12 protein-coding genes are annotated in these 13033 nt (G+C 36.7%); 3 read left to right on the top strand and 9 right to left on the bottom strand.

Annotated elements, in window-relative coordinates:
• Positions 1-16 precede the first annotated feature (16 nt).
• A complete protein-coding gene (locus tag JNUCC52_RS14290; RefSeq protein WP_139860283.1) occupies positions 17-904 on the top strand; it encodes a LysR substrate-binding domain-containing protein in 888 nt (295 codons plus the stop codon).
• A gap of 35 nt (positions 905-939) precedes the next feature.
• Here JNUCC52_RS14290 and JNUCC52_RS14285 read toward each other — a convergent pair whose 3' ends face one another.
• Complete coding sequence (locus JNUCC52_RS14285) at positions 940-1860, bottom strand: LysR family transcriptional regulator (protein ID WP_337980202.1); 921 nt, start codon at positions 1858-1860, stop codon at positions 940-942.
• A gap of 134 nt (positions 1861-1994) precedes the next feature.
• Between JNUCC52_RS14285 and JNUCC52_RS14280 the strand changes: the two genes are divergently transcribed.
• The gene (locus JNUCC52_RS14280) at positions 1995-3185 is read left to right on the top strand and encodes a coenzyme F420-0:L-glutamate ligase (RefSeq protein ID WP_173479219.1); all 1191 of its coding nucleotides are present in this window, start codon (positions 1995-1997) and stop codon (positions 3183-3185) included.
• 251 nt (positions 3186-3436) lie between these two features.
• Here JNUCC52_RS14280 and JNUCC52_RS14275 read toward each other — a convergent pair whose 3' ends face one another.
• The 8 genes from JNUCC52_RS14275 to JNUCC52_RS14240 form a co-directional block, all read right to left on the bottom strand.
• Complete coding sequence (locus tag JNUCC52_RS14275; protein ID WP_337980201.1) at positions 3437-4603, bottom strand: M20 metallopeptidase family protein; 1167 nt, start codon at positions 4601-4603, stop codon at positions 3437-3439.
• A 28-nt stretch (positions 4604-4631) separates the two neighbouring features.
• Complete coding sequence (locus JNUCC52_RS14270) at positions 4632-6044, bottom strand: YfcC family protein (protein WP_337980200.1); 1413 nt, start codon at positions 6042-6044, stop codon at positions 4632-4634.
• Between the two features lie 475 nt (positions 6045-6519).
• The gene (locus JNUCC52_RS14265) at positions 6520-7344 is read right to left on the bottom strand and encodes a DUF4184 family protein (RefSeq protein ID WP_228134204.1); all 825 of its coding nucleotides are present in this window, start codon (positions 7342-7344) and stop codon (positions 6520-6522) included.
• Positions 7345-7541: 197 nt separating this feature from the next.
• A complete protein-coding gene (locus tag JNUCC52_RS14260; protein ID WP_337980199.1) occupies positions 7542-8297 on the bottom strand; it encodes an amino acid ABC transporter ATP-binding protein in 756 nt (251 codons plus the stop codon).
• A gap of 12 nt (positions 8298-8309) precedes the next feature.
• Positions 8310-9011: an amino acid ABC transporter permease gene (locus tag JNUCC52_RS14255; RefSeq protein ID WP_139859594.1), complete on the bottom strand. Its 702-nt coding sequence runs from the start codon at positions 9009-9011 to the stop codon at positions 8310-8312.
• 12 nt (positions 9012-9023) lie between these two features.
• On the bottom strand, positions 9024-9761 hold the full coding sequence (locus tag JNUCC52_RS14250; protein ID WP_228134205.1) for an amino acid ABC transporter permease: 738 nt from the start codon (positions 9759-9761) through the stop codon (positions 9024-9026).
• 86 nt (positions 9762-9847) lie between these two features.
• Positions 9848-10717, bottom strand: coding sequence for a transporter substrate-binding domain-containing protein (locus JNUCC52_RS14245; protein WP_173479217.1), 870 nt, complete (start codon positions 10715-10717; stop codon positions 9848-9850).
• A 32-nt stretch (positions 10718-10749) separates the two neighbouring features.
• The gene (locus JNUCC52_RS14240) at positions 10750-11916 is read right to left on the bottom strand and encodes an acyl-CoA dehydrogenase family protein (RefSeq protein WP_173479216.1); all 1167 of its coding nucleotides are present in this window, start codon (positions 11914-11916) and stop codon (positions 10750-10752) included.
• Positions 11917-12194: 278 nt separating this feature from the next.
• On the opposite strand from JNUCC52_RS14240, the gene JNUCC52_RS14235 reads away from it, so the two are divergent.
• Positions 12195-12941 (top strand): YybI family spore inner coat protein, encoded by a 747-nt coding sequence (locus JNUCC52_RS14235; RefSeq protein WP_173479215.1) that lies wholly within the window; start codon positions 12195-12197, stop codon positions 12939-12941.
• Positions 12942-13033: the final 92 nt, after the last annotated feature.

Here is a 13033-nt window from a genome sequence, read left to right as displayed (position 1 = left end):
GTAAGGAGGGCATAAGATGCAATACGATGCATTAAAAACTTTCGTTACATTAGTTGAAGTAAATAATTTCACAAAAGCGTCAGAAATTTTACATATTTCCCAACCTAGTGTAAGTCTGCATATTAAAAACCTTGAACAAGAGTTTCACACGACCTTATTTATTCGCTCACCTAAGTCTGTGCAAATTACACCAACTGGTGAAATCTTGTATAAACGCGCAAAGCAAATTATAGCCATTGCAGAGGCTGCACAGGAAGATATTTTAGCCTATCATCATTCCATTCAAGGAACGCTCATTATTGGGGCAAGCTTTACAATTGGTGAAAATATTTTGCCATCTATATTGTCAAAGCTTCAACAACAATTTCCTCAATTAGAGTTACAAGTTATTATTGGCAATACCGAAGAAATTATTCAATTTACTAAGCTATTACAAGTAGATATTGGACTTATAGAAGGTCAAGCACATGACCACGAGCTCATCATTCAGCCATTTATGCAAGATGAATTATTTATTGTCAGTGCAAGCAACCACCCCCTTGTTGAGCAACCGTCCATTACTATTTCACAATTACAACGACAAAAATGGGTTGCTCGTGAAGCTGGCTCAGGGACACGCAATTATTTAGACCATCTATTTCGAACGAACGGCCTGCAAGTACATTCACTTCTAACCATTAGTAGCAATCAAGGCGTAAAAGAAAGTGTTATCGAAGGACTTGGGCTGTCTTTACTATCGGGCAGTGTCATTGAGCGTGACATTCGGAATGGTGATATTGCCATTTTGCCACTAACAGAGCAACGTTTTATGCGGACTTTTTCTTACCTTCATTCGCCGACGATGAAAAACAAACGAAATGTGGAAGCACTTATTGAATTTATTACGAAGAAACATGAGGCATAAAAAAAGCTTAGCTGGCTATATTCTAGTCGCTAAGCTTATTTTAATGTTCTTGGGTTTATCGGTTTCCGAGCCTGTTTACGCTCGATAATCTCTATAAATTTTGTAGCAGCTCGGGACAATGGAACGCTTTTTAAATAGCACATACCAATGCTACGGTTTGGGATGCTTTCTGTTAATGGTAGCTCATATAGTAGCCCTCGCTGTAAATAATCCTGAGAAAACTCTTTTGTTACACAAGCAATTCCTAAATTACTACGTGCAAATTCTAGCACTAAATCATGGGAGCCGAGTTCAAATTCAGGTGCAATTTGAATTCCTTTCGTCATTAAATAATTTTCTACATAGTTTCTTGAGTTTGATTTTTTCTCTAGAAAAATTAGCGGAAACTTAAGTAAATCCTCAAAACGTAAGCTCTTTGATTGCAGTGTTTTATATTTCTCTCCACATACGAAAATATCCTGTATTTCCGTGCATACTGTTAATTGTAGGCTCACATCTTCTATTGGAAAATTACAAAGCCCTACATCGACTTCACCAGATTTAATAAAGTTACATATTTCCGATGTCGTGCCATTTAACATCTGTAGCTTAATATTCGGATACATCGTATGAAATGCCTCAAGATATGGCATTAAAAAGAAGCGTGAAATCGTATCACCTACACCTATTTTTAATTGTCCTGTCGTTAAGTTTTTAAATTCTAGAAGTTTTTCCTCTCCTGCATCTAAAAGACCTAATGCCGAGTTTGTATATTCGTACAGCAACTTTCCCTCTGTCGTTAATGTTACTCCTTTTGGTGTACGATTGAAGAGTCTCGTTCCAAGCTCCTTTTCTAATTGCATCATTGCTTGGCTAACTGCTGGCTGCGTCATAAATAAATCTTTAGCCGCTTTAGAGAAGCTACTATTTTTAGCCACAACACTAAAAACACGATATAAATCTAATTTCCCTATCATATAAGTACTCCTTATAGCTATTATACGAACTATTAATTTTACTTATATCATTAACTCAGCGTATAGTAAAATCATATTGATTTTTATTCATATTATTTAACTTAACATATAGCTTTTTATGAGGAGAGATTATTTTGGAACGTGTAGTTGGTACAGTTGTAAGAGGTCTTCGTGGTCCTATTATTAACGAAGGCGATAATATTGAACAAATCGTAGTAGATACAGTGTTAAATGCTGCTAAAGTGGAAGGCTATTCAATTGAAGATCGTGATATTGTAACAGTAACAGAGTCAGTTGTTGCTCGTGCACAAGGTAACTATGCATCAATCGATGACATTGCAGCGGATGTAGCTGCTAAATTTGGCGACGATACTGTTGGTGTTATCTTCCCAATTTTAAGCCGTAACCGTTTTGCAAACTGCCTACGCGGTATTGCAAAAGGCGTTAAAAAAGTTGTTTTAATGTTAAGCTACCCATCTGATGAAGTTGGTAACCACTTAGTTGATATCGATGAACTAGATGTGAAAGGCATTAACCCTTGGACAGATACTTTAACTGAAGCTCAATTCCGTGAGCATTTCGGCTATAAAAAACATACATTTACAGGTGTCGATTATATTGAATACTACAAAGAACTAATCGAAGCTGAAGGTGCTGCATGTGAAGTCATCTTCTCAAACAACCCAAAAACAATTTTAGACTATACAAAAAGTGTACTAGCATGTGATATTCACACTCGCTTCCGTACAAAACGTATTTTAACAGCAAATGGTGCTGAAAAAGTATTCTCATTAGATAACATTTTAGCTGTTTCTGTAAATGGCTCAGGCTTTAATGCTGAATACGGCTTACTTGGTTCAAACAAAGCAACAGAAGAAAGTGTAAAACTATTCCCACATACTTGCCAACCAATCGTTGATGGTATCCAAGCAAAAATCAAAGAAGCTACTGGGAAAACAGTAGAAGTAATGGTTTATGGCGATGGCGCATTCAAAGATCCAGTGGGTAAAATTTGGGAGCTTGCTGACCCAGTCGTATCACCCGCCTTTACTGCTGGCTTAGATGGTACACCGAATGAAGTGAAATTAAAATATTTAGCAGATAACGATTTTGCTGATCTTCGTGGTGAAGAATTAAAAGCAGCTATCTCTGAATATATTCAAAATAAAGACGAGGATTTAACTGGTCAAATGGCCGCTCAAGGTACAACACCTCGTAAATTAACAGACTTAATCGGTTCTCTTTCTGACTTAACTTCAGGCTCAGGCGACAAAGGAACACCAATGATTTATATTCAAGGTTATTTTGATAACTATACAAAATAATACGCTTAAATAGATAAACACCTGCCTGTATAGGCGGGTGTTTTCGTTTGCAGATGACTACTGGCGTTGATTTCCGTTACGGTTGGACGCTTTTCTCGGGCACGCTGTAAGCCGCAACGCTGGCTAACGCGGGGTGTGTTGCGTCTTACATATTGTGCTGTTCCCGCAGGAGTCGCCGACCTCCACTCCAATCAACTCCTATTACCTTACATCGACTCAATAAAATACCCGCCAATAATGGCGGGTATTTTTTATGGACATAATGTCCGTGCGATATTTTCAAAATAGCGTACACCGTAAATAAGGGCTTCTTCATCAATTTTAAAGCGAGGATGATGCAATGGATAGGCTTCACCAAAATCATCGTTATGCACCCCTATGAACTGCATAGAAGAAGGGACAGCCTCTGAAAAGTCTGCAAAATCTTCTGTACCAAACATGGGTGCAGGTAATTCTTGTACATCCGCTCCAACAATATCACCCGCTATGCGACGTGACAAAGCCGTTAGCTCCTTATCGTTTGTTACAGAAGGACAGCCAAGCTCCCACTTAATCTCTACTGTCGCTCCGTGCATGGATGCTATACCATTTACAATCTTTTCTAAATGACGACGCGCATCGACACGTACTGTCGCATCTAGAGAACGTATTGTACCGCCTAGCTCAGCAGTATCAGCGATAATATTTAATGCTGTGCCACAATGGAATTGTGCTACCGTTAAGACAGGTGCATGGATGCTTGGTACTTTACGCGACACGATTGTTTGTAGTGCAACGACAATTTCCGAACCAATTAATAACGGATCAATAGCTACTTCAGGCATTGATGCATGGCTACCACGTCCATAAATCTTAATCTCAAAATCATCTGCGGCTGCTGTAAACTTCCCATCCTTCATGGCAAACTGACCTACTTTATAATCAGGGCTAACATGTAATGCAAATGCATAATCTACGTTTTCCGTAATCCCTAAGGAAACAAGTTGAGCAGCTCCCCCTGGTGTTACTTCCTCTGCATGTTGGAAAACAAAGCGAATTTCACCATTAAAATCTGTTCCGCGCTCGGCTAATGCTTTTGCAGCTCCCATTAACATAGATGGATGTGCATCATGCCCACATGCATGCATAACACCTGGATTTTTTGATTTAAACGGCAAATCAGTCTCTTCCTCAATAGGCAAAGCATCGATGTCAGCACGCAATAAAATAGTATGACCATTACCATCTGTCTTTGTGCCTTTTAAAATTGCACAAACACTCGTTTCCGTTAAGCGATTCACTTCTAAATGTGGGAATGTTATTAATTGATTATAAATATAGCTTGCTGTTTCATATTCTTGATGTGATAACTCTGGATGCATATGTAAATGCTGTCTCCAGGCAATGACTTGTTGTTTTAAATCTGTTGTTTCTATCATTTTCAAATCCTCCTATCAAACTACTAAGTTAAAACGGTCCATAATTCATAGCATGTGCGATTATTAGTAATATTATTGCTAAAGTAGTTTGAATTGCGAAGTATGGGAATACCCATTTAAACCATTTAGAGAATGGAATACCCGCAATTGCTAGACCTGCTAATAATACACCACTCGTAGGAATGACCATGTTTGAAATGCCATCTCCAAATTGGAAAGCCAATACTGCTGTCTGTCTTGATACCCCAATTAAATCTGCTAACGGTGTCATAATTGGCATTGTTAAAGCAGCTTGTCCACTTCCTGATGGGACTAAGAAGTTTAAGCAAAGCTGTAATAAGAACATGCCAACCGCATTAATAGAAGCAGGTAATACACTTACTGCGTTCGCTACAAAATGTAAAATCGTATCAATTAAGCCACCAGCCGTAGTAATTACTAAAATAGTTTGAGCAAATCCTATGATAAGTGCACCCTCTACCATATCTCTAGCTCCAGAAATAAAGCCTTCAGCCATTTGATTCGGACTCATTTTACAAATAACTGACATAATGATACTGCTTAGTAGGAACACGCCACCAATTTCACTGATATACCATTGGAATTTAATAACACCAACGATTAATGCGACAAAATTCGCTAATAACACAAGCAATGCTAATAAGTGGCGTCCACTCATTTTAAAGTCTAAAGATATTTCAACACTTTCTTCTGGCTTAAATTTCCCGTAAATTCCTTTAGACGGATCTTTTTTCACTTTTTTTGCATGTCGTATAATATAAATTACTGTTAAAAGATAAAAAACAAAAAATACAATAATTCTATAGGACATACCCGAATACATTGGCAATTCAGCTATTGTTTGGGCAACTCCGATGTTAAATGGATTCGTAATCCCCGATGTAAAGCCAGTGGCTAACGTCCCTAGCATCACGATTGCAAATCCTGTTATGGCGTCCATTCCAAGAGCCATCGTTAGCGGAATAATAATCGCAATGTATACGAGCGTATCCTCTGCTGAACCGATTAAAGTTCCTAAACTACCAAAGATTAAAATCAGTATAGGAATCAGTACATATTCCTTCTTGCCAAACTTCGAAGCCATTACTTTAATAAATGAATCAATAGCTCCCGTTTTTTGCATGATACCAAGTGCTCCACCAAATAAAAATACAAATAAAATAATGGAGGCACCTTCTAGCAACCCTAAATGGACACTATTAAATATTTGAAGAAAGCCAACTGGACTTGAATCAATATAGTGAAATGATTCTGGATCCACTACCATTCGACCATTACTCTCCACACGGTCGTACTGACCTGCTGGAATAATATACGTAAGAGCACTCATTACTAAAATAATGATAAACATTAAAACAAATGCATTGATTCCTTTAATTTTAGGCTCTTCTAAATTATTATCTTCCTGTAGATTTGCCATTTTCTCTCCCCTTTACATTCGTAATATGAAATTCTTTCAAAAGTAGAAACTTGCTACATTAACAAGAAACTACTCCACCCCCTTTTCCATTGTACGGAAATATATTCCGATAAACGGAAATATATTAGTAAAAATATAAAAAAATAAAACTTAAATGTCAATATTTTTTGATAATTCTGTTTAATAAGGCGTGAATGTTTTATTCACAATACAGCACAAATTTACTACTTTAACTAATTAAAGCATTGTAAATTATATGTGTTTTATTTTAGAAAACCGTAATTCTACGCATTGAGAAAATTGTCTGAGTACTAATATTTCCCTTTTTTGAATACACGACATTACTTTATTTTCAGTAACTTTCTATCATCTAAAAAAGACTGTTCCATTTTCGGAACAGCCTCTTTAGAAGAACCAACTATGTGATAAAGTCTTAAGTCTCTCATTTATCACAGAAAGACAGCCAAGCTCCCATTCAATCTAATTGCAATGGGCTATATTTTAAGTAGCTTGATATTAGTAATAAACTTATAAAAAAAGAATCTATTATTCTGACAACAAATATTCCGTAATTTAAAATTGAAACATAGTCTATAACATACCAAACAATAACTAATACTGATGTCACTAGAAATAATGTTGACCAATATATGAGTTTACGCTTAATACAAACATTGGTATTTTCATGCCTTTGCGATAAAGCTCTAAAATACAAATAACCAATTATAAAAATTATTCCAATTAAAGTACTACCATGTTGTAATAACTTATACAAAGGTATTTCAAAATCATAAATCCTATAGATTTTGGTAAAAACTGCAGGGAAATTAAGCACCATATACCCATTTATATGAGTAAAGGAATCCCACACTACATGAGTAAACATGCCAAACAGTGCAGAATAAATAAAGACTACTAAATTCACCATTATATTAGAATCTACTTTTTTGGTATAAGTATCTTGAAGTAAAATAGGCAAATGACTAACTAAGGTTTGGTGAATAAAGAAATGATATATAAAGTAGATTAAAGCTACTAATGGTAGATTTAAAGTAATAAAACCTATAAAAGTATGCCCTATTTCACCCTGAGGTTGACCTCTTAAAAAATATTCAAAGTCTGGAGACATGCTACCGAAAACCATTGCAGAGAAATTAATGTATTTGCTTTTTCTGGAGAACAGCAAGACGGCAGCAGGATGTGCAAAAGTGAGTGGCATTGTTTTAAACCCCTTTTGTAAATTTATCTTTTGCTGTAAGTTCTCTAAATTTTTTCGATAAACTGTGAAGTTCAACTCCATGTTATGCCTACAATAGGTGAAGACAATATAGTATAGGCATACTATGATTGAACCCCTTTTTTCAAGTAAAAGTATAAATTCTATATTGAGCATTGACAATCAAAAAACTCAATAATCGGTCGAAAAGAGATATACAACGATGGGAGCCACATCTCTGCCACTATAAGACGTTTAACTAGACTCCCTAGTACAGAACCTTAAATATAAAACGTATAGTCCTCTGGTGTTACACGCTTTAAAAACTTTTTCGTGCGCTCCTCTTTCGGACTAACGAATATATCATGTGGGCTTCCCTCTTCCACAACAACACCGCCGTCCATAAAAATAACGCGGTTTGCTACATCCTTTGCAAAGCCCATCTCATGCGTTACAACAAGCATTGTCGTGCCCTCTTTTGCAATGTTTTTCATAACGGCCAAGACTTCTCCTACTAACTCTGGATCAAGCGCAGATGTCGGTTCATCAAACAAAATAATATCTGGATTCAAGGCAACTGCACGGGCTATACCAACACGCTGCTGTTGACCACCTGATAACTGACTTGGATAAGCATCATATTTTTCCGATAACCCCACTTTATCGAGCGCTTTTTTGCCGATTTCAATGGCCTCTGCCTTTGCTATTTTCCGACCAATAACAAGCCCTTCTGTAACATTTTCTAAAGCTGTTTTATTCGTAAAAAGGTTGTAATTTTGGAATACAAAAGCGACACGTTGTCGAATAGCATGAACATCCTTCTTCTTTACATTTTGAAAATCCACATCAATATTTCCAAATGTCGCATGCCCTTGATCGGCCTTTTCCAAAAAGTTAATGCACCGCAGTAATGTCGTTTTACCTGAGCCACTCGGACCCAAAATTACGACTACATCCCCTTTATCAATCGATAAGTCTACACCTTTTAAAATTTCATTGTTGCCAAATGATTTATGAATATTTTTGATTTGTAACATGAATATCACCCCTTAGGCATTTGCCATTTTGTATTTGCTCAAATGTTTCTCATACCGCTTAAATAAGTATTCAACCGTACTACATAAAATTAAATACACTATGAAAATATCAAGATATGCTTCCACATAATTGTAGCCAACATTGGCAGCAACTTTAGCCTTCAGTGTTATTTCGGGCAATGACATGGCATAGCCCAATGACGTCGCTTTTATTAAATTCACTGTGGCTGTACAAATATTCGGCATTGCTACTACTAGAGCTTGTGGAATAATAATTCGCCGATAGGCTTGAAATGTCGTTAAACCGACCGCATGCGCTGCCTCCAACTGGCCCTTTTCAATAGTACTTAACGCCGAGCGGAATACCTCTATTAAAATTGCTGTTGTACTAAAAGCAAAGACAATGAACGCATACCAAATCGGATTGATTTTATAAATATCGTAAGTAATATGATATTTTTCAAAAATCATTTTTAGTAAGAGTGGAATGCTACTATAAATAATGAAAATCTGAATAATAATCGGAGTACCTCGAACAAAGGATACATAAATTTTTGCTAGATGATGAATGATTGGAATTTTGTTAATGCGTGTTAGCGCTAATAAAAATCCCAGTGGTAGGGCAACGAGCAACGCAACGACTGTTACAAGGAGTGCGATCGGTACACCAGATAATGCCACAAAAAAGGTTTCAACTAAAAATTGATAGTTCATGATTACGCCTCCTTACGTCGTTTCTAACGTTCTTTTTCCCTTGCCAAAAAACTTTTCCAACATAGCAAAGAATTTTTCAATAACAATCGATAGTACCCAATAGACAATCGCAAGTGCAATATATATTTCTAGTGCATGCGCATTGATATTACTCGCTATAATTAAATTCGCTTTCCCGACAATATCGATTAACCCGATTGTGTAAGCTAATGCGCCCTCTTGTAATAACGCAATCATCCCATTCCCAAAGTTCGGCAATGCAATAACAAGTGCTTGTGGGAAAATAATACGGCGATATGCTTGGAATGGTGTTAACCCTACGCTGACAGCCGCTTCATACTGCCCCTTGTTAATTGCCAAATATGCTGATCTAATGACTTCTGACATAATTGCAGCAAACTGCAATGTGAATGTTACGACTACAAAGAACGCTGTTTCTATCGAATGAAGATTTAAACCGATATTTTCCGCTAATGCAGGTACGCCGTAATATACAAGAAATAATAGAACGATAGACGGCGTACAACGCATAATCGTTGTATACAAATTCGCTATTTTTTGTAACACTTTCTTTGAACTTAACTTTGCAGCAGCTAATATTAAGCCGAAAAATGTACCTAATACAATAGAAGAACCAGCAACTAAAAAGGTGATTTTTAAAAACGGCAATAATAAGGGAATAGCGTTCCAAATGTACGATGCATCAAAATACTTCTCCATTTCCTCACCAACTTTATAAAATGTCTTCACTAAAGGCTGCTATGAAACAACACCTTCATTCTCCGTTTATTAAGAAAGACTGCTGAGTATGTTGACTCAGGCAGCCTTTAAAAAAGTTATCGATTAACGTTTTCTAACACTTCAAATAAATCACGGCCATAAAATTCTTTACTTAATTCACTTGTTTTCTTTTGCTCCTTAATTTGGGCAACCGCTTTATCGTAAGCATCTGCAAATTCTTGCTCTTTTTTATTGAACAGTGGCCATGTTTTAATCACTGCAAATTCGTTGTAAACAACTTCATCTTTTAAGTTATGATAAGCCCCATCATCGGCTAATACTTGCTGTTTAAATGGCCCTTCAATCATGACGCCACCATCAACGCGACCTTCATTTACCCATTGCACAACATCAACAGTGAATGCATCACCAGCTTGTAATTTAACTTCGTTAGTTGGATTGGCTTTGTTGTACTCATCAATAATTGTATACTGTGCATTGTTAGCAGCGATTGGCGCTAGTGAATAGCCCTTCGTTGCAAAATCTGACAATGTTTTTATACCTTCATCTTCTTTACGTAGCACCAAACCTGCACTACTTAACCCTAAAAACTCTTTTGGGAAAATAAACTTTTCAGTTCGCTCCTGTGTAAAGAATGCATTTTTTACACCTACTTGGTATTTCCCTTGCTCTACACCAATTAGTAAATCATCACTTGTAGTTCCTACGTATTCAAACTTGTATTCAGGTAATAATTCATCTACTAGCTTCATTACTTCCACATCATATCCAGTTGGATTGCCTTTATCGTCAATATAGCTAATTGGCTTAGAAGCTTGATCGTAAGCTACTTTTACAGTACGAACTTTAACCCCATCTTCTGTTTCATTTTTAGATGCTTCGCCAGAACTGCAACCTGCTAAAATAGCAAGAGAAGCTAACCCGACTGCGGCAAATTGAAATAATTTTTTCTTTTGTTTGAACATATGTCATTTCCCCTTAATCTCAAGTAATTTTATTATTGTTCCTTTAGTTTCTGCTGCTCAATAGCAGCTGTTGCTAGTTTTATAATTGTCATATCATCCATTGGTGGGTTATGTAACCCTGCACGCACATTGCGATAATAGCGCTGTAGTGGATTCGTAAGCTGCAAACTTTTAGCTCCGACGACACGCATCGCTTTATCTACAATATCAATCGCGAGATTTGTCACCGTGTGCTTTGCAACCGCCATCTCATTCGTTAAAGTAGCGCGTCTAGCTGGATCATCATAAGCCTCTGCTACTCCATAAAGTACAAAGCGTGCCTGATGAAGCTTTAATTCAATATCACCTAATAGCTGCTGTACATTAGGTAATGTACTAATTGGGGCATTTAAGCTATTTGGTTGATGATGATTAGCAAAATGTAACGCATAGTCACGAGCGGCCTGTGCAATCCCTAAATAAGTTGCTGGAATATGTAAAATCCAGCCATTAATTTTGCCGCCACTTGGATGATTCGGCAATTCTACTAAATAGTTTTTAGGGACAACGACATTCTCTAACACTAAATCATGACTGCTTGTGCCACGCATTGCAGACATTTCCCAGTTTTCTACAATGGATAGCCCCGTTACATCTTTATGAATAAGGAAGAAGCCGATTTGTCCCTTTTCTTCAATCCAAGCAGAAGTTAAAAAATAATCGAGTACAGGTGAAGCAGTCGTAAATATTTTACGGCCATTTAATAACCAGCCATTATCTGTAGATACAGCTGTAGTACCAGGGCGACCACCTCGTGTCGGACTACCAGTTGCTAATTCACTGACCGCTCGATTTATGATGGCACCTTTTTGTACTTCCAAGGCAAACGCTTGGAGAATATCGTCTGTCCATAGTTTCTTGTCATATATTTCACCAACAACGCCAAGTGTCCATCCTAGTGAAAGAGAGGCGTTTTCGTCGTAGCTAGCTAGCGTTTCTTGAACGAGTATCATATCGTAAACAGATAATCCCTCTCCGCCATATTCTTTCGGTAATGTTAGTTTTGGATAGCCGATCTGTAATAGTAGCTTATGTGCCTCAAATGGAAAGCGCGATTGCTCATCGACTGCTACAGCCTCAGATTTAATTGGCTCCGCAATTGTTGCAAGCTGCTCCAACCAGTAATGCTGGCGCTCAGTTTTAATAAATAACTCTTTCAAGAAAATCTCCTTCTTCCTAAATTATATAAAACATATATATTTACTAAGGATTAATGTTGAAAAAAAATCTCCACCTACATTTGTAGTGAGACCACTTTAGTACTGAATTTTCTGATTCATTGACATTATGATACGTTCAACATCTTTAATTGTCAATGGTTAATTGCAAGTTTTTTTGTAAGAATTATAGGGTTTTGCTTTCTCCTTATTTCAGCCCTTTATTTTATGCACCAAGCTGTATTTAAAACATATGCTAACACTAAGAAAGAGGTGTATAAATGACCAGAAATATTAATCCGTCTCCAAGTACTGTAAACATTACACATATAGCTCCTCAAATTATTCAAACGAAATTTGGAGATATAAATGGTGATGGCTTTTTTGATACGGTTTTTTTAATGGGTACTAAGACGACAGACAGTCCGTTATGGCGTAATGTGACACTTGTTGTTTTTTACGGACAAACAAGACAATTCCAACAAATTGCGCTGAAACAAAACGTTGGATATAACCCTACGATTTTTCTAGGCGATCTTACAGGGGATCATATAGAAGATATTCTTGTTATTTCTGATACTGGTGGCAGTGGTGGGATAATTAATGGCGAAATTTTTTCCTCGAGAAACGGAACATTACTTTCAATATTTGATACCGAGTCATTTAATAATAAGCTAACTTACTCCGTCAATTATTTAAATAACTATAAAGCATCTGTCAGTAGCACAAATCCTAAAAAACGATATATTCTTGATTTAAGTTATAAAGGACCTGATTATTTAGCGGAAATTTATAATAAAGATGGCACGTTAAAGCAACCGATTGAAGGCTGGGTTGATCCTATTAGTGGTTTATACCCTGTTGATTATGCTCGTGATGGAACATATCAACTATTAGCCTATCAGGAAATTGCAGGCAGATATCATGCAGATGGATTAGGCTATGTTGAAAACATCTTAAAATGGAACGGTCAAGAATTTGTAGTTGATCGTCAAACGGTTTCCATATTTGGCGAAGATTTAGCATAAAAAGTGAATAGCGCTATAAACTAAAAAGTCCGCATACATTTCTGCGAACAAAGCATAAAACAAAAGCCTTTTGAGAAAAACAAAGGCAGTCT

It is taken from the genome of Lysinibacillus sp. JNUCC-52 (assembly GCF_015999545.1).
Taxonomy (GTDB): Bacteria; Bacillota; Bacilli; order Bacillales_A; family Planococcaceae; genus Lysinibacillus.
This window is presented reverse-complemented; position numbering and strand designations above follow the sequence as displayed.

Excerpts from the sequence above, each read along its gene's own strand:
- JNUCC52_RS14260 (WP_337980199.1), bottom strand. The coding sequence starts at position 8,297 with ATGTTACAAATCAAAAATATTCATAAATCATTTGGCAACAATGAAATT.
- JNUCC52_RS14285 (WP_337980202.1), bottom strand. The coding sequence starts at position 1,860 with ATGATAGGGAAATTAGATTTATATCGTGTTTTTAGTGTTGTGGCTAAA.
- JNUCC52_RS14275 (WP_337980201.1), bottom strand. The coding sequence starts at position 4,603 with ATGATAGAAACAACAGATTTAAAACAACAAGTCATTGCCTGGAGACAG.
- JNUCC52_RS14265 (WP_228134204.1), bottom strand. The coding sequence starts at position 7,344 with ATGGAGTTGAACTTCACAGTTTATCGAAAAAATTTAGAGAACTTACAG.
- JNUCC52_RS14245 (WP_173479217.1), bottom strand. The coding sequence starts at position 10,717 with ATGTTCAAACAAAAGAAAAAATTATTTCAATTTGCCGCAGTCGGGTTA.
- JNUCC52_RS14270 (WP_337980200.1), bottom strand. The coding sequence starts at position 6,044 with ATGGCAAATCTACAGGAAGATAATAATTTAGAAGAGCCTAAAATTAAA.
- JNUCC52_RS14290 (WP_139860283.1), top strand. The coding sequence starts at position 17 with ATGCAATACGATGCATTAAAAACTTTCGTTACATTAGTTGAAGTAAAT.
- JNUCC52_RS14255 (WP_139859594.1), bottom strand. The coding sequence starts at position 9,011 with ATGAACTATCAATTTTTAGTTGAAACCTTTTTTGTGGCATTATCTGGT.
- JNUCC52_RS14235 (WP_173479215.1), top strand. The coding sequence starts at position 12,195 with ATGACCAGAAATATTAATCCGTCTCCAAGTACTGTAAACATTACACAT.